This window comes from Paenibacillus sp. FSL R7-269 (assembly GCF_000517865.1).
In the GTDB taxonomy this organism is placed as follows: Bacteria; Bacillota; Bacilli; order Paenibacillales; family Paenibacillaceae; genus Paenibacillus_AQ.
Window position 1 is genome coordinate 75,336 of record NZ_ASPS01000031.1, and the last position, 15,560, is coordinate 90,895.

A 15,560-nucleotide genomic window follows, 5' to 3' on the forward strand; every position below is an offset into this window, starting at 1 on the left:
TATCGTAATTTGGGGATAAAAAAAGAAAATAAAGAGAGCTTTATTTTCCAGGGGTGAGTGGTATGAATTTTCGTTTCTGCAATTTATTTCCTGAATCGACTATAACATGACCATTTTATCTTGTCAATTTATTGACTCTCCTAAAATCTCCAGATATAGTATTGTAGGAGGTGTATGGATGCCAGTCATTCGCAGTAAACTAAGTGAGGTTATGGAAGAACATGACCCCAAATTATCGATCCGCAAGCTTGCCAAAGACATTAACTACCATTTTGATTCCGTCCGGCGGATGTACAAGGATGAGATGGTGCAGTATCCCCGGGATCTGCTGTTAAAGCTCTGTACCTACTTCAATATTCAGCCTGGGGAATTGATCCGGATGGAATCAGATGAGAACGATTGGGCAATAGATAAGGCAAATGAATATGAGGAGGAAGGCAATGACAAGGAGCCCGGCAATGGCAGCAGCCTGTAGCGAACTGCTGGATACCTTTTACGCCAATCTCCGTACCGTACACGTGGAGAAGCTGGTCTTCTCCGGTGTAGGCGGGCGTGATGTATACAATATAACGGCCCCTTTCCCGCATGACGGGGAGGAGGTCATACTGGGAAGAGTTGAGGAGCGCGACAGTGAGTTCTCTCAAGTCTTCTTTTTTACATCCCGAGGGGACGGGGTATGGGTTCCCAGGGCACATACGCATACCTATAACCTGCAGGACCCCTGTGTCACCCGGATTAAGGGCGAACTGATTGTCGGCGGAGTTGAAGTCATTACGGCCGGGGATCATCCGCCGCAAATCGTCTCCTGGGTCACGCAGTTCTACCGGGGGTACCGGATCGATTCGATGAACCATTTCGCCTCCGGTCCGCAGCAGATGAAGGACATCCGGCTGATAGAGCTGCAGGACGGGAGAATCGGTGTGCTTACGAGACCGCAGGGGGAGCGTGGCGGCAGAGGGCAGATCGGCTTCACGGTTATCGATTCTCTGGAAGAGCTGAATGAACAGACGCTCGTGGAAGCAGAAATTCTACAGCATCAGTTCGTGCAGGAAGAGTGGGGCGGCGCCAATGAAGCCCATCTGCTAAGCAACGGCCATGTCGGTGTGCTTGGGCATATCGCTTGCTTCGATCCTCTGGGGAAGAAGCATTATTACGCTATGGTCTTCTCGCTCAACCCGGACACCTTCGAGACGACTCCGCTCAAAATCATTGCCGCCCGAAGCGATTTCCCGGTCGGTCCGGGGAAACGGCCTGATCTGCAGGATGTGATCTTCAGCGGCGGACTGGTACGGGGGGAGGACGGCCGGTCGGTGTTGTCGGTAGGCGTCAGCGATGCGGAAGCCTATCGTATTGAGATTCCTGATCCTTTTGCTGAGTATGAGGTCTGATGGAGGTCTGATGGTAGTAAGTTTGACTAGATTATATGGTCATGGTACACTATGTTTGACAAGAATTTATGGTCAAAGAGAGCGGGAACCAAGCAATGAGTACATTTATTCAATTAAGCAATCGTACATCGGAAACAAAGTCCAACCTGAATGCAGCAAGAAAGCAGGGCCGCATACCGGCTGTACTGTACGGCATTGGTAAAGATACTCTCAGTCTTGAAGTGAACGAGAAGGAACTGCTGGAGATGCTGAGAACGAATCCGCGGGCGATTCTGCAGGCGAAGCTGCCGGATGGAACGACCCTTCCGGTAGTGGTTCAGAACATTCAGAAGCAGTCGATGTCCGGTAAAGTGCTACATGTCGATTTCCAGCATGTGAATATGAGCATCAGTATGGACAGCAAGGTTACGATTCATTTTGCAGGCGAAGCTGCGGGTGTCAAAGAAGGCGGCGTACTGCAGGTGGAAATATATGAAGTAGAAGTCCGCTGCATGCCGGGAGCTCTGCCGAAATCGATGGAAGTGGATATCAGCGGCCTGGCCATCGGCGACCAATTGCTGGTGTCTGATCTGATCTTCAAGGATGGAATTGAAGTGTTGACTGCTCCGGGCACAGTCATGATTCAGATCAAGACGGTCCATGAAGAAGCAGCAGAACCGGAAGTCACTCCGGCTTAAATATAGATTAATGAATAATAGCCCCTTTCTGGCAGAGCGTACCCGGAATTCATGAACATATCATGACTCCGGTTACGTCTGCTGGAAGGGGCTTTTTATTGTTTGGGAGGAAACTTACATCTGGCAGGTTAGCTGAAAAGGCAGCCGGATGTTCGCTTATACCGGGACCTCGCGGGTGCTTGGTTCCATCGGGGAGCTGCAGAGCGGACACGGCTTCGAGGTCAGGTGATCCTCTGCCCCGCCCGCCTTCTTCCGGGTCCAGCCCGGACAGGCTTTGCCGGTGCATTTCCAGACCGGGACAGTATGCGTTCTCACTGCGGCTGAACCCGGGGTGCTGCTGCGGGTTATAGGCGATCTGCCTGCGCTGCTCCCTCCGGCGGGTGGAGCCGGTGCCTGCGGGCGGGCCGCCGAGCGGAAGGCCGCGAGCATGAAGCGCGAGACCTCCGCCTTCTTACCCCGATGCCGGGCGGGCGAGCTGATGAACAGCTCCTCCTTGGCCCGGGTAACGGCTACATAGGCGAGCCGGCGCTCCTCTTCCAATGCGGCAATGCCTGCTTCAGCCGCGGCTCTTGCAGCCGCCGCACTGATCACCTTGACCGAGGCCTTCGCTGGTTTGCGGTCCTTCGAACGGTCCTCCTCCAGAGCGGAGCTATGCGGCAGAATCCCTTCGGAGGCTCCGATCAGGAAGACTACGGGGAACTCCAGTCCCTTGGATTTGTGGATGGTCATCAGCGCCACCCGGTTGCCTTGCTCCTTCAGCCCCGGCTGCCGGTTCTGCTCATTACGCTCTGTTACGTTGTCGATGAATTCGAGGAATAGCGGAATCGTGGCGAAGCGCTCCGCCGAGGACTCCAGCTCATCCAGCATTTCCTTCAGTGTCTCCCGGTGCAGCGTAGCCTGATGGCGCTCGCTGCCTTCGATGAAATAATCGTAGAATACTGTGCGGATCTGGCGGATTGCCTGCACTGGCGTCAGCTCCCGCAGGCCGCGGATCAGGTCCAGCCGCTCGCGCAGCTTGACGCCCTTGAAATCCTCCATGCCCGGCATGGACAGCAGATGAATCAGCGGGCCCTGCTTCGCCTGCACCGCCTCCATGCGCCGGATATACTCCATCCCCTTGTCCCGGTTCATGTAGAGTGTCGGCAGAATATTCTCCATGGCGGCGAAGTCGCGGCGGTTCACCGACAGGCGCAGGTGATCCAGCACCGGAGAGATCAGCCAATGCTCATACAACAGCTGGCCTTCACCATAATCTATATAAGGAATATCGTGCAGCAGCAGCAGCTCCAGGACCGCCCGGTTGCTGCTTGTCGCGCGGTATAACAGGGCGAAATCACGGAATTCCCGGGTCCCGCTCTGAGTCTCACGCTCAATATGCTCCACAATCTGCGAGGCCTCGTCATCTGCTGTAAGCGGACGCAGATAACGGGGCGGCAGGCCGCTGCTGCGGGCTGCCTGCAGCGTCTTGGCGCGGCGACGTGAATTATGGCGGATGATACCGTTGCCCAGCCCGATGATCGCCGGTCCGGAGCGGTAATTGATATCCAGCGTAATCACCTTGGCCTGCGGATACAGCTTCTCGAACTCCAGAATGAACTCGCTGCGGGCTCCGTTGAAGGAATAGATCGTCTGGTCATCGTCGCCGACCACCATCAGATTATCCTGCGGAGCAGCAACCATCTTCACCAGCTCATATTGCAGCGCATTCGTATCCTGGAATTCATCGACCATCACATATTGATACTGCTGCTGCAGCTCCCGCAGCAGCGCAGGCTGTTCACGGAGCATCTGGTAGGCGAGCAGCAGCACATCGTCGAAGTCGATTTTGAAATGATCGGCCTTCCACTGCTCGTATAGAGCCAGGATAGCCTTCATCTCCTTCTCTGCCTCGGTAGTCTCCGGCAGCTGTGCGGGCAAGCCCATGTTCATCTTGCAGGCGGAGAGCAGACTGAGCAGATTCTCAGGAGGATAGGCATCCTTCGGCAGTCCCAGCTCGCGCATAATCTGCTTCAGCAGAATATGCTGACGGCGGGTCTCGCTGAAAATATCCTGCCGCAGCCCCTGCCGCCGCAGGAAATAAAGGAAGAACGAGTGGAACGTACGCGCCTGCAGGCGCGCAGCATCCCCTTCGTTCACCCCCGGTAACAGGGTGATCCGTTCGCGCATCTCTGCCGCTGCTTTGCTGGAGAAGGTCAGCAGCAGCAGGCGTCCGGGGGCGATGCCGCGCACAGACAGCAAATACCCGGTTCTGCAGATCAGCACCGAGGTTTTGCCGGAGCCGGCTCCAGCCAGTGTCAGCAGCGGCCCCAGATGATGGCGCACCGCCGAGATCTGCGGGGGATTGAGCAGAATGCCTCCAGCCTCCAGCCGCCTGAAATAAGCCGCATCGCTGTCCCCCGGCTGCACCGTCTCCCGGCTCGTCCGGGCCGAGGCTACCTTGGCCTGGGGTATATTCTCACCGCTGGCTCCCAGCGGGATATTATGAAATAAGAGCTTGTTCATTATGTTCACCTTCGTATGTTTCTGAATGCATAATCAGTCCTGCGGTTTTGGCCAGTATACACTATACCATTCTGCACTCTTTTCTGCACGAGGCTATCTCCCGGATGTATTCAGCTTGGCAAGAAGAGAATTCACCTTGCGCTCGTACAGCCGCGGCTGATCTTCCTTGATCTCCTCCAGCAGGAAGGCCAGACACTGCCGGATTCTAGGAGGCATGCGCACAGCGATCTCAGCGTAATCCCTGCGGTAAGTGTCGTCCTGGAGAATTCTTTGATTCAGCACAATCGCCCAGTTGCGGGCATGCTCCAGCATTTCCGGCAGTGATTCCAGCAGCTGGGTCAGATACATCTCCATTTGGATACTCTCTACAAAATGAACAAGGCTGAACATCACCTCTTGCTGTTCCGTATCATCATCGAATACTTTGAAGATCTGGTGAATGACGGCATCCTCCGTATCACCGGCCAGACCCTCCAGTGCCTGATCGAACTGCTCGCATTCCAGCTCGGTGCGCAGCAGCCGGTTCTCATATAGCCGGGCAATCCCGGGGTATAGGTGGTTCATAGAGTAATTCCTCCCAGCAGAAAATAACGCCATTTATCATAAGGTCCATTTTTTGACAGATAAGGCTAATATATTGGACAAAGGACTAGCTGATTATAACAGATGTACAAATAGAAGTAAGGTATGGAGGGATATTATGTTTATTCCGGTACTTATGGAATTAACCAATGCCGAACGGTTAACGCTTATTCTATATCTGGCACTCAACCTGGGAGCCATCTCATTATGCCTCTTCCGGCGCTCGGGAACCGACCGCCGTTAGTAAACAACAGCCTTCATTTGAAGGCTGTTCTTCTGTCCAGAAGATGCTGCAGCCCTGCCGCTACACCATTCTCCGTATGGCTTAACGTAATGAAGTCGGCGGTCTGCTTCAGCACGGGGGCGGCATTCCCCATGGCAATCTTGTACCCCGCCATCTCGAACATAGGCAGATCATTGTAGCTGTCGCCCATCACCGCCACTTGCTCCGCAGGAATCCCGTAATGGGCAGCGAGCATGCTTACACCGGCACCCTTATTCGCTTCCTCATGGTTGATCTCGATATTGTTGACATGCGATGCGGTAATAATCAGTCCGGGGATGGCGGCGAACCGCACAGAGGCTTCCTTCAGCAGCTCACGGTTCAGCGAGAAGACCAGAGTCTTATAGATCAGATTCTCTTCCTTGCTCCAGACGTCCTCCATCTTCTCCACGTAGGTTACAGCTGCCTGCTGGAACTGCTGATCGACCATCGCCTGGAGCAGCCAGGCCAGTTCCTCGGGAACCTCAGTATCCTTATGAGTAGCCAGCTTTTCCAGTTGTACCCGCTTGTCGAGCTCAACATATACGTTATCCTCAGTGTATACCTCGTAATACAATTCAGGAATTTCATTCAGCCAGCGCAGCGCGGGAATAATATTCTCTTTATTCAGCGGAGTGCTTGCCGCCACGCTCCGGTCAGCCAGCGTGATTACAGCACCGTTAAGACTCACCACAGGGCATTCCAGATCAGCCAGCCGCAGCTGCCGCTCAGCGTCCATGTAGGAACGGCCCGTAGCGATAATCACGATATGCCCCAGGCGCTGTGCTTGAAGAATAGCCTCTTTGTTCTCGTTGCTGATTTCACCCTCCGCATTGAGCAGTGTTCCGTCCATATCCAGTGCAATAAGCATGTGATTGTTCTCCTGTTCTATCTGTTTATTGTAATTTCCCCTTCAAGGGCGCGTAGGCTTTGCCTGAAAATAAGAATTTATATGTTTCACACGATAACTTATCCTTCTATTTCTCGCTGAAACGGTACCGTCCCTTAAAAGGACGGCAAAGCCGTTTCCACTTGTATTTTATCATTATTTACTCAGAAACTTAAAATTAAAGTGTTCATCTATAGTATTTACAGAACAGTTCCCTGCTGCATGCAGCTTGATGGATTTTCAGAAAAGAGTGCTCACGTGGTACAATGTAAGGCAGACCTGTAACCTGACAGCCTGGTTCGTCTTCTGCATGTGCAAGAGATGATGACCGGGATGCAAGCGGCATGGGGTCGCTATGTAAGGGGGAAAAGATACTGATGAAATCCAGAAATTTAGCTACGATCTCTCTGGCTATTATGGCCTGCGGCTTTCTGTTCACCTTATTTCTGCCGGAGAATCTTGCAGTTATTCTGCTAAGAGGGGGATTCGAGGCAGGTCTGGTCGGAGGCATCGCCGACTGGTTTGCCGTGACGGCGCTGTTCCGCCATCCTCTGGGCCTTAGAATTCCGCATACCTCGCTGCTATTGAAGAACCGGGATAAGCTGATCCAGTCCCTGATCTCTGCGATGGAGAATGAGCTGCTGAACAAGGAGAGCATTGAGAATAAGCTGCGCACATTCAATATAGTCTCGCTCGGAGCTACCGTGCTGACCCGGTTCTTCTCCAGAAAGAAAGCGCGGCAGGAAGTGCTGGAGCAGCTACAGGGCTTCGTACTGCGGCTTCCGGTAGAGCAGGCCGTTCCGTATATTCAATCGGCAGCGGCAAGCTATCTGCGTGAAGCTAAGCTTGGAGTCGCAGCAGATACCATCGCCACCAGCCTGATGAATGAGGGCAAGGACATTGCAGCCCTTGATTTTGCGCTGGAAGGGATCTCCGCCTGGAGCGGACGCCCGGAGACGCGGGCCATGCTGGGTAAGATTGCCAGTGAGAAGCTGGCCGAGGTTAAGCTGGGCGGACTGAAAGGAATGGCCTTTCAGGCCTTCGTCGGGTTCGTGGATGCCGATATGCTGGGGGAAATGCTCCAGGGTATGGTGCAGTCTACGATTCGTGACTTTAAGGAAGAGGATAGCCCCTACCGGGAGGAGGTCATCCGGGAGATCCGGGTGGCTCTGTTCCAGCTGCTGAGCGATGAAGAGCGGATTGCCTCGCTGAAGAATTGGGCGCTGAATGAGCTTCAAGGGGAAGCGGCCGCCGCATTTGTACTGCAGCAGCTGCAAGGGCTGCGCGGCAAGGCGGTTACGCTGCTGGAAGAGGACCGGGGCCGTGGCGGACGCAGGCTGTTCTCGCTGTATGCCGCGCTGGTCCGGCGGGTTAGCCAGGAGAAGGAATGGATTCAGACATCGGAGGACCGGATTCGCGGTACACTAATCTCCTTCGTGGAAGCTAATCATTACCGGATCGGGCAGCTGGTTAAGGAGAACCTCGATCAGATGGATGATGCCGCTCTGGTGAATATGCTGGAGGAGAAGGTTGGCAAGGATCTGCAGTGGATTCGTGTCAACGGGGCCGTTTGCGGCTTTGTGGTCGGGCTGGTGCTTACTGTCATCCAGCTGATCTGAGATTGATATATCAGCAATTCATAAAGGCAGCAAGGCAGTCCCCGGTCGTCCGTGATGACGGAGAGCGGGGGATGCTTTGCTGCCTCTTTCAAAATATAAGGAGTTATATGTTTCACACGATAACTTATCCTTCTATTTCTCGCTGAAACGGTACCTTCCTTTAAAAGGACGGCGAAGCTGTTTCCACTTGTAGGCGCGAATATAGCAGAGCGAAGACACTCTATAGCTGGTTCTTGCCGTTGCTGATGGTGAAGACCTCCTGTACCGGCAGGACAAAGATTTTGCCGTCGCCGAAGGAGCCATGCTCACCAGATCTAGCTGTACGCATAATAATGCTGATCACGTCATCCTTGTCTTCATCCTGAATGACGATCATCAGCAGCTTCTTGGAGATTTGATTGTAATGGTTGGTTCCAACCTGAATACCCTTTTGCTTGCCGCGCCCGAGCAGATCCATTTTGCTGATGGAGGGGAAGCCGGCCAGCAGCAATTCGGCCATCACGTCATCCGCCTTCTCAGGTCTTACTATAGCTTTGATCATTAACATAACGATGCACCCTTTCTACAGCGAATAATAGGTTGTAGGGGGTTGCCAATATCTCGGTGGATTACTGTGCAGTGCATTTGTTTAATGGCAACGCTTACATGTGTAGTATATTATTAACTCTCGGCTGCATCCTGCGAGAAGGATCACAAAATCCATATGACACATTGTCGCATCCTGACTGGGTTACAGTTAGAGGCTGTCCGCCATCCAGAAAAATATCGCAAGGTAAAGTGTTATGCCCCTTCGTTAACCAGTGGAACCCTGAATAAGAAAGCCTCCTCTGGTTAACGTGATCCCGTCAGCTTCAAATAAATATTCTCAAGCAGCTCTGTGGTATGCTGCCACTCATACATCAGCAGCGCATCACTTCTGCCTTGTAGTCCGATCCTGGCGGCAAGGTCGGGATTGCGGCCGATCTGCAGCATACGGCTGGCAAAAGCAGCAGGGTTCCTGTACTGCTTCACCAGAAAGCCGTTACGGCCCGAATCGATAATCTCCCGAATTCCGCCGTTGCTGGAGGCAATCACCGGCAGCCCCGAGGCCATCGCCTCCACATTCACCAGCCCGAAGGCTTCATGCTGCTGGGAGGGGCAGATGAAGCAGTCGGCAGCCTGATACATACTGTGGATATCCTCATGGGGAATATTGCCGAGAAAAGACACCTGTACGCCCAGCCGCCGGGCAAGGGCTCTCAGCTGCCTGAGGTACGGCGGCTTCCCCTTGCCCGCGATCAGCAGCCGGGCGGGCATATGCCGGTTCAAGCGGTGCATGGCCCGGAGCAGCACAGGCACTCCCTTGCGCGGAATGACCCGGCCTACGAACAGGACCGTGAAGCCGGGGCCAAGACCATGCAGCGTGCGCAGACGCGCCTTCTCCTGCACAGACACAGGGGTGAAGCGCGACAGGTCTGCCCCCAGAGGAACCACGTGAAGCTTGCTGCGGATGCCGGGGAATCTCCGGGTAAGCCGCTGTTCCAGGGAGCTGCTGTTGGCCGTGACGGCATCGGCCAGGGCGAGGCTGCGGGCAATGGCGGGCTCCTGGGGCACGAATGTGAGAGAGTGAAGGAATATCATCACCGGAGTGCCGGGTGACTGCCGCTTCACAGCCGCCGCCAGCCGTGGCCGGTTATCGATCTGAATAAGATCGAACGCCTCGGCGGCTTCCAGGAATGTAAGAACGGAGCTGCGGTACCTGGAAGGGGTGCCTGAGGGCAGCCGGATGAACCTGACCTGCTCGAGCTCATCCGTGTCAGGAAGACCGGCAGCTCTGCGGCTTAGGACGGTTACCTTATGTCTCTTGGCCAGCCTGCGCGCGATATTCCAGATGCAAATCTCTACAGAGCCGTCCCCGGGAACCGTGAACTGCTCCGGTGCAATCATGCAGATGTGCATTGTAGCTGCTCCTCCCGCTGCATAGTAGATAGGGTTCTTAACCTAACATATGCGTTCAGGCGTGCAGAAGACACAGGAGCAAGCAGGGAACGGCCGTCTGCGGCCTAGCTGCCCGTCTGTTTAAGAGTAACGGCAATGACTCCGGCAATCGTTTGCTCATACTCCAGGATCTTCAGCTTTCCCGCCGCGATCTGCTTGTACCCGGAGACCATAGAAGATAAGGATTGTCCGGCCAGAGCCGGATTCTGCTTGCGGATAGCCGCTTTGAAGTCGCTCCAGTCTGCTGTTAGCCGCTTGTTCAGGGCAGAGACTGCGCTTTTCTGCGATTTGATTAGGCCTTGTGGCCTGTCAATGCCGGACAGGGTCTTGCGGGCAGCGGCCATCCGGCGCGTACGGGTATCCTTGGCGGCCTTGAGCAGCGCTTCCTTATCGCGAATCTCCTGGCGGGCTATCTGGACCAGCAGCTTCATGGCTTCCGACTGGGCCTTCAGGACGGAATTCAGCGTCTTGTCCTTCAGTCTCTTGAGCAGGGAGATCCGCTTGTTCAGCGCGCTGTATTGATCGAACAGCGGCTGATAACGCTGCTTGGCACTGCTGAGCGCGGCGCTCAGCTTGGTGATGGAAGCCTGGTCCATATTCTTGATGGACTCCCGGACTGCATTCAGCGCCTCAGTATTCTGATCATGAAGAGTCCTGATCTGCACCTCCCGGCTGTCATACCCGGCAGACAGGACGGTTAACTCTGTGAACTGGCTCTTCATCCGGGCGCGGGCTGTGCTGTCCGCCTTAGCAGCAGTCAGGTCAAAGGAAGCCTGAACCGATGAGGTAATCACCGCCGCCGCTGCCGAAGCCGGACCGGCCGGGAAGCTTAGGGCAAGGGCAATCAAGACGGACAGCAGCAGACAACTTGGCTTATACAGATTGTTCATTAACATTCCTCCGCTTGTCTTCATGTCCCGGAACACAAAGAAAGCACCCGCAGTAAAGGCCAACAGGCCTCTATTACGGGTGCTTCCGGCGTAATGAGTCACGAAGATAGTTTTGCTTTTAAATATAGGGATAACCGTATATTTTGTCAATAATTTCAATTTTAACTTTTAGAAATCAAGGGCTGGGCTTCCATTTCATTCTGTGACAGTCATAGCGTATACTGTGAAGGTAGAAATGGCAGATGAAGAACAGCAGAGGGTCTGCGGAAGCGAACGCCAGCCCGGGATGAAGGAGGTCCTATGTAATGGATAACTTGGCTAGTAATAACAGCATTCTCGATCAAGCCTTCGAATTATCTCCGGTGGGGATGGCGGTATTGTCTCCGGAAGGAGGCAGATGGATGAAGATTAACCCTTCTTTTTGCAATATGCTGGGCTGCACTGAAGCTGAGTTTCTCTCAGGGACTCTATCGGGGGCGGGCCGGGAATTGCACGAGCAATTCTCTATTCAGCGAATCGGGATAGAGCTTGCACAACAGCAAGGACAGCATCTCCAGATAGATCAGCGGTTCTCCGGCCGTGACGGGTATCCGTTCTGGCTCTCCCTGACCTTCATTCCGGCGCAAGAGGAGCTGTCCGGCCAGACTGTTATTGTATATGCACAGGATATAACAGACCGCAAAATTGCAGATCAGCTAACCGTAGACAGCCGTGATCTGTACAATTTATTCATAAAAGACGATCAGAGCATGATCTCCTTCTCCCTGCCGGACGGGACGATAACGTTCATATCACCGTCCTCCTACTCCCTGATCGGGTATCATCCGGAGGAGATTATCGGCAGGAACCGCGCAGAATTCTATCACCTGGACGATGTTGAGGCTATCAACAGCTCCGGCGGTCTGCTGAAGAACAATATCTCCAGCCGCCGCCTGCGCCATAAGGAGGGTCACTATCTGTGGTTCGAGACCTCCTTCCATGTGATTCGCAATGAGAAGGATGAAATCACACGGATTATGGGAATTGGCCGTAACGTCACCCGGCGCAAGCACAGCGAGGAGGCCCTTGCGTCCGCTCAGCGGGTAGCCAGAATAGGCTCATGGGGCTGGGATCTGCTAAAGGGTAGAGTCACGTTCTCCGATGAGCTGCGGCGTATTCTGCAATACAGTGTGGAGACAGGCCATGTGAATCAGAATGCCTTTCTGGCACTGGTCCATTCGGAAGATGTTCCGATTCTGAGGGAGGCCGTCGAACGGGCTAGGGGACTGGGGGAGCCGGGGAATACGGCTTTCCGGATGATTCTGCCGGATGGGGAGGTCCTGATGGTGCATGTCCAGTGGGACGTTATCCCGGGACCGGAAGGCAGGCCAGCCCAGCTGTTCGGCATGATGCAGGATATTACCGAGCGTATGCATATGGAGGAGCAGCTGCGGGAGAGTGAACGGAACTTCCGGCTGATGTCAGAGAATTCCCTTGACCTGATCTCACGCCATGGGATAGAGGATAGCATCTTCCTGTACTGCTCGCCGGCCAGCCGGTCGCTGCTCGGCTATGAGCCTGAAGAGATGATCGGCACCAGTGCCTACGATTATTTGCATCCCGATGATCTGGAAATGATTCTGAATCAGATGGCGGAGAGCGAAGATTCTGGATTGATTCCCCCGGCGTCCTACCGCTATCGCCACAAGAACGGTACCTATGTCTGGTTTGAGACGAACAGCCGTTATATTTTTGATGCGCAGGGCCGGAAGACAGAGATTATTGCGGTAGGACGTGACATTACTGAACGCAAGCAATTCGAATCGAAGCTGCAGGAGAATGAGCAACGATACAAATCCCTGTTCGAGTATAATCCGGCGGCGGTGTATTCCATGAATCTGCAGGGGGATTATCTGACGGCGAATGCCAATCTGGAGAAGCTGAGCGGCTACTCGCTGGAGGAGCTGCTGGGGAATTATTTTGGACCGCTGGTCGCTGGCAAAGATATTCAGAAGACGCTGCATCATTTCACCCTTGCCAGCCAGGGGGAGCCGCAGAGCTATGATCTGACGCTGATTCACAAAGACGGGCACCCGGTGGAGATCAATACGATTAATATTCCAATTGTTGTAGATCATCAGGTGGTAGGGGTGTATGGAATTTCCCGCGATATCACAGATCATATCAGGTACACGGAGCAGATCGAGAAGCTGAGCAATGATTACACTCTGATCCTCAATGCCGTGTCCGAAGGGATATTCGGTCTGGACAACGAGGGGAAGGTCACCTTTATTAATCCTGCGGGGGCGCATATGCTGGGCTTCGAATGTGATGAGATTACCGGGCAACCTTACCTGTACCCTATCCAGCAGACCGCGCTCGACGGCAACCATTACCGGCCGGATGAGTCTCCGCTGATGCGGGCAGTCCGGGCAGGAGAAGCCCATCAGAGTCTGGATGCGGTGCTGTGGCGCAAGGACGGCTCCAGCTTCCTGGCAGAGTACCAGGTTACCCCTCTGTTCGACAAGGGTGAGCGCAAGGGTGCGGTCGTTGTCTTCCGTGATACTACAGGGGAGAAGGAGATTATCAGAGCCAAGGAGCTGGCGGAGAAAGCCGACCAGGCCAAATCGGAGTTCCTTGCCATCATGAGCCATGAGCTGCGTACACCGATGAACGGAATTATGGGTATGACCGATCTGCTGGCTGAGACGGAATTGACGGAAGAACAGCGGGGATATGCGCAGATTATCAGCGATAGCAGTGCATCCCTGTTATATATTCTTAATGAAATTCTGGATTTCAGCAAAATCGAGGCCGGTAAAATGACGCTTACCCACGAACCGGTAAGTCTGGCGGAATTGCTCGACAATATTACGGAGCTGTTCATGCCGAAGGCCCGTGAAAAGAATATAGAGTTGTCCTGCCGCATGGCTGCGGATGTGCCGGAGCTGATTATGGGAGATGCGGCCCGGCTGCGCCAGGTGCTGGTGAATCTCGTCAGCAATGCCGTGAAATTCACCGAGACGGGACAGGTCTCCATTCTGCTGAGCAGAGAATATAGCAGGGGCCGCAGGAAGCTGACGCTCAAATTCAGCGTGGCCGATACAGGCATTGGCATCCCTCCTGAGAAGCAGCCGCTGCTGTTCCAGTCCTTTTCGCAGCTGCACCCGTCTATTAACCGCAAGTATGGGGGAACCGGACTGGGTCTGGCGATCTGCAAAAAGCTGGTGGAGCTGATGGGCGGTGCCATCACTGTGGAGAGCGTAGTCGGGGAAGGATCTAATTTCTATTTCATCCTGCCTGTAGATATAGAGCTGGAACCGGAAGGCGTCTGGGAGGATACGGTGATCGTCTCTGAACCAGCGTCGGCCTCTGAACGGATTAGCAGTCCGGAAGAAGGCGAACCCGCCTCTGAATTTGGGACTCTGCGTATATTGGTGGCGGAGGATCATCCGGTGAATCAGAAGCTGCTGGTGACTATGCTGGACAAAAGAGGCTATGCCGCCGATCTGGTCGATCATGGCGAAGCGGCGGTGCAGGCAGTGCTCCGTGAGCGGTATGATCTGGTATTCATGGATGTTCAGATGCCGGGGATGAGCGGGCTTACGGCAACGGCCAGAATCCGCGAACAGGCCCCTGCTCCGCACCAGCCGTATATTGCAGCCGTGACAGCGTATGCCAGAAAAGAGGACCGGGAGCGCTGCTATGCGGCGGGCATGGATGACTTTGTCAGCAAGCCGTTCCTGGCTGCCGATATTGACCGGGTGCTGGAGCATTGCAGCCATAGGGTATCTCTATGAGCCGGAAGCCTTCCGGGGAGCGCCTGAAGGCGAAGGCGTATACACAGTGGGAGACAGGCGTAGCCTCGCCTTCCTCAGCCTGCGGGCCGGCGACCATGGCCGCCCTCGTGGAATATTGGCATTCGCATAGGGGCCGGACGTTTATTCCGGGTACCCGTCATTTTGATTCCATGGCCGCGCATATTAACTACATCTACGCCCATCATGGCGGGACGCCCTGGGGCATGAGCACACGCAGCTTTGTCAGAGGCCTCCGGGCTTACATCGGCGCAGCCCTGCCGCCTTTAAGTAACCGCTCCGGCCTGATTAAGGTATCCGTGTTCAATGATATCGGGCGCTACCGGGCCGAGATTGATGCCGGGCGTCCGGTCGCGCTCAAATTCGACAAGTGGTTCAGCCTCCGCTGGCGCGGAAGATATGCGTATGATTATCATTGGGTGCTGGGAATCGGCTATGAGGATGAAGAGGACGGCTCCTGCAAGCTGGTTGTCCATGACAACGGGGTGCGGCATCCGGGCGGCGGTTATACTCCGGGCAGAGAACGGCAGATCTCTTATTCAGCGAATAAAAGAATACTTACGATGGTATCGCTCAACCTGCCGGAATCTCCAGATGTGCAGTAACAGACAAGCAGGAGATAGTAGTGCATCAGATTTAAAATGCTGGAGTCAGGGCTCCCCTTTGCTGGAGGAATCGGTGCAACGAACGGAGAGAAACTCCTATTCTGGAAGGAAGCCACCTTTAGCAAGTAAAGAACTCCTTGGAGTAAAGAGACAGGTATTCAGTTCGTAGCGAACCATATCAGAGATAAATGTATTCTATGCAACTAAAAACAGTGAGACGGGTGGACTCCCTCTTCTAATTGAGATACGGTTTAACAACCTTATCCATCCTTTTAAATCTCATGAGCTACTAGTCTGCTTCAAGATAGTGGCCGGGCTGGGGAAGGATATCTGCTGTGCCCCGGCTTTTTTGAAAGATAAGAATGTATATGC

Annotated in this window: 13 protein-coding genes; 7 read left to right on the plus strand and 6 right to left on the minus strand. The window is 54.1% G+C overall.

Annotation, left to right across the window (positions count from 1 at the left end; translation table 11 throughout):
- Positions 1-178 precede the first annotated feature (178 nt).
- From C162_RS16355 to C162_RS16365, 3 genes are all read left to right on the plus strand, one after another.
- Positions 179-475: a helix-turn-helix domain-containing protein gene (locus tag C162_RS16355; RefSeq protein WP_063829030.1), complete on the plus strand. Its 297-nt coding sequence runs from the start codon at positions 179-181 to the stop codon at positions 473-475.
- Positions 441-1,388 carry a DUF1861 family protein gene (locus tag C162_RS16360; protein WP_036695578.1) on the plus strand — a complete coding sequence of 316 codons (948 nt, stop codon included), beginning with the start codon at positions 441-443 and terminating at the stop codon, positions 1,386-1,388. The genes C162_RS16355 and C162_RS16360 overlap by 35 nt, the downstream gene beginning before the upstream one ends.
- Before the next feature lie 95 nt (positions 1,389-1,483).
- Positions 1,484-2,065 carry a 50S ribosomal protein L25 gene (locus C162_RS16365; RefSeq protein WP_036695579.1) on the plus strand — a complete coding sequence of 194 codons (582 nt, stop codon included), beginning with the start codon at positions 1,484-1,486 and terminating at the stop codon, positions 2,063-2,065.
- Positions 2,066-2,221: 156 nt separating this feature from the next.
- On the opposite strand, the gene C162_RS16370 is transcribed toward C162_RS16365, so the two are convergent.
- Entirely contained in the window at positions 2,222-4,567 is a 2,346-nt protein-coding gene (locus C162_RS16370; protein ID WP_036695580.1) for a UvrD-helicase domain-containing protein, read from the minus strand.
- A gap of 93 nt (positions 4,568-4,660) precedes the next feature.
- Positions 4,661-5,131: an Imm30 family immunity protein gene (locus tag C162_RS16375; RefSeq protein WP_036695581.1), complete on the minus strand. Its 471-nt coding sequence runs from the start codon at positions 5,129-5,131 to the stop codon at positions 4,661-4,663.
- A 136-nt stretch (positions 5,132-5,267) separates the two neighbouring features.
- On the opposite strand from C162_RS16375, the gene C162_RS37340 reads away from it, so the two are divergent.
- Positions 5,268-5,393: a hypothetical protein gene (locus C162_RS37340; protein WP_256707949.1), complete on the plus strand. Its 126-nt coding sequence runs from the start codon at positions 5,268-5,270 to the stop codon at positions 5,391-5,393.
- A gap of 13 nt (positions 5,394-5,406) precedes the next feature.
- Here the strand turns inward: C162_RS37340 and C162_RS16380 are convergent, their stop codons facing one another.
- On the minus strand, positions 5,407-6,282 hold the full coding sequence (locus C162_RS16380; RefSeq protein WP_036695582.1) for a Cof-type HAD-IIB family hydrolase: 876 nt from the start codon (positions 6,280-6,282) through the stop codon (positions 5,407-5,409).
- 395 nt (positions 6,283-6,677) lie between these two features.
- Here C162_RS16380 and C162_RS16385 point away from each other — a divergent pair, with 395 nt between their 5' ends.
- A complete protein-coding gene (locus C162_RS16385; RefSeq protein WP_036695583.1) occupies positions 6,678-7,919 on the plus strand; it encodes a DUF445 domain-containing protein in 1,242 nt (413 codons plus the stop codon).
- Between the two features lie 220 nt (positions 7,920-8,139).
- Here the strand turns inward: C162_RS16385 and C162_RS16390 are convergent, their stop codons facing one another.
- From C162_RS16390 to C162_RS16400, 3 genes are all read right to left on the minus strand, one after another.
- Positions 8,140-8,466 (minus strand): P-II family nitrogen regulator, encoded by a 327-nt coding sequence (locus tag C162_RS16390; protein WP_036695584.1) that lies wholly within the window; start codon positions 8,464-8,466, stop codon positions 8,140-8,142.
- A 284-nt stretch (positions 8,467-8,750) separates the two neighbouring features.
- Positions 8,751-9,857 carry a glycosyltransferase family 4 protein gene (locus C162_RS16395; protein WP_036695585.1) on the minus strand — a complete coding sequence of 369 codons (1,107 nt, stop codon included), beginning with the start codon at positions 9,855-9,857 and terminating at the stop codon, positions 8,751-8,753.
- Between the two features lie 104 nt (positions 9,858-9,961).
- The gene (locus C162_RS16400) at positions 9,962-10,786 is read right to left on the minus strand and encodes a hypothetical protein (protein WP_156949643.1); all 825 of its coding nucleotides are present in this window, start codon (positions 10,784-10,786) and stop codon (positions 9,962-9,964) included.
- A gap of 305 nt (positions 10,787-11,091) precedes the next feature.
- Here C162_RS16400 and C162_RS16405 point away from each other — a divergent pair, with 305 nt between their 5' ends.
- Together C162_RS16405 and C162_RS16410 are read left to right on the plus strand one after the other, a co-directional pair.
- A complete protein-coding gene (locus C162_RS16405) occupies positions 11,092-14,565 on the plus strand; it encodes a PAS domain S-box protein (protein ID WP_063829031.1) in 3,474 nt (1,157 codons plus the stop codon).
- Positions 14,562-15,188: a C39 family peptidase gene (locus C162_RS16410; RefSeq protein WP_051493578.1), complete on the plus strand. Its 627-nt coding sequence runs from the start codon at positions 14,562-14,564 to the stop codon at positions 15,186-15,188. Before C162_RS16405 ends, C162_RS16410 begins: the two co-directional genes overlap by 4 nt.
- Positions 15,189-15,560: the final 372 nt, after the last annotated feature.

Bases quoted from the DNA above. Each gene is read 5' to 3' on its own strand.
- C162_RS16355 (WP_063829030.1), top strand. From the start codon at position 179: ATGCCAGTCATTCGCAGTAAACTAAGTGAGGTTATGGAAGAACATGAC.
- C162_RS16360 (WP_036695578.1), top strand. From the start codon at position 441: ATGACAAGGAGCCCGGCAATGGCAGCAGCCTGTAGCGAACTGCTGGAT.
- C162_RS16365 (WP_036695579.1), top strand. From the start codon at position 1,484: ATGAGTACATTTATTCAATTAAGCAATCGTACATCGGAAACAAAGTCC.
- C162_RS16370 (WP_036695580.1), bottom strand. From the start codon at position 4,567: ATGAACAAGCTCTTATTTCATAATATCCCGCTGGGAGCCAGCGGTGAG.
- C162_RS16375 (WP_036695581.1), bottom strand. From the start codon at position 5,131: ATGAACCACCTATACCCCGGGATTGCCCGGCTATATGAGAACCGGCTG.
- C162_RS37340 (WP_256707949.1), top strand. From the start codon at position 5,268: ATGTTTATTCCGGTACTTATGGAATTAACCAATGCCGAACGGTTAACG.
- C162_RS16380 (WP_036695582.1), bottom strand. From the start codon at position 6,282: ATGCTTATTGCACTGGATATGGACGGAACACTGCTCAATGCGGAGGGT.
- C162_RS16385 (WP_036695583.1), top strand. From the start codon at position 6,678: ATGAAATCCAGAAATTTAGCTACGATCTCTCTGGCTATTATGGCCTGC.
- C162_RS16390 (WP_036695584.1), bottom strand. From the start codon at position 8,466: ATGTTAATGATCAAAGCTATAGTAAGACCTGAGAAGGCGGATGACGTG.
- C162_RS16395 (WP_036695585.1), bottom strand. From the start codon at position 9,857: ATGCACATCTGCATGATTGCACCGGAGCAGTTCACGGTTCCCGGGGAC.
- C162_RS16400 (WP_156949643.1), bottom strand. From the start codon at position 10,786: ATGAACAATCTGTATAAGCCAAGTTGTCTGCTGCTGTCCGTCTTGATT.
- C162_RS16405 (WP_063829031.1), top strand. From the start codon at position 11,092: ATGGATAACTTGGCTAGTAATAACAGCATTCTCGATCAAGCCTTCGAA.
- C162_RS16410 (WP_051493578.1), top strand. From the start codon at position 14,562: ATGAGCCGGAAGCCTTCCGGGGAGCGCCTGAAGGCGAAGGCGTATACA.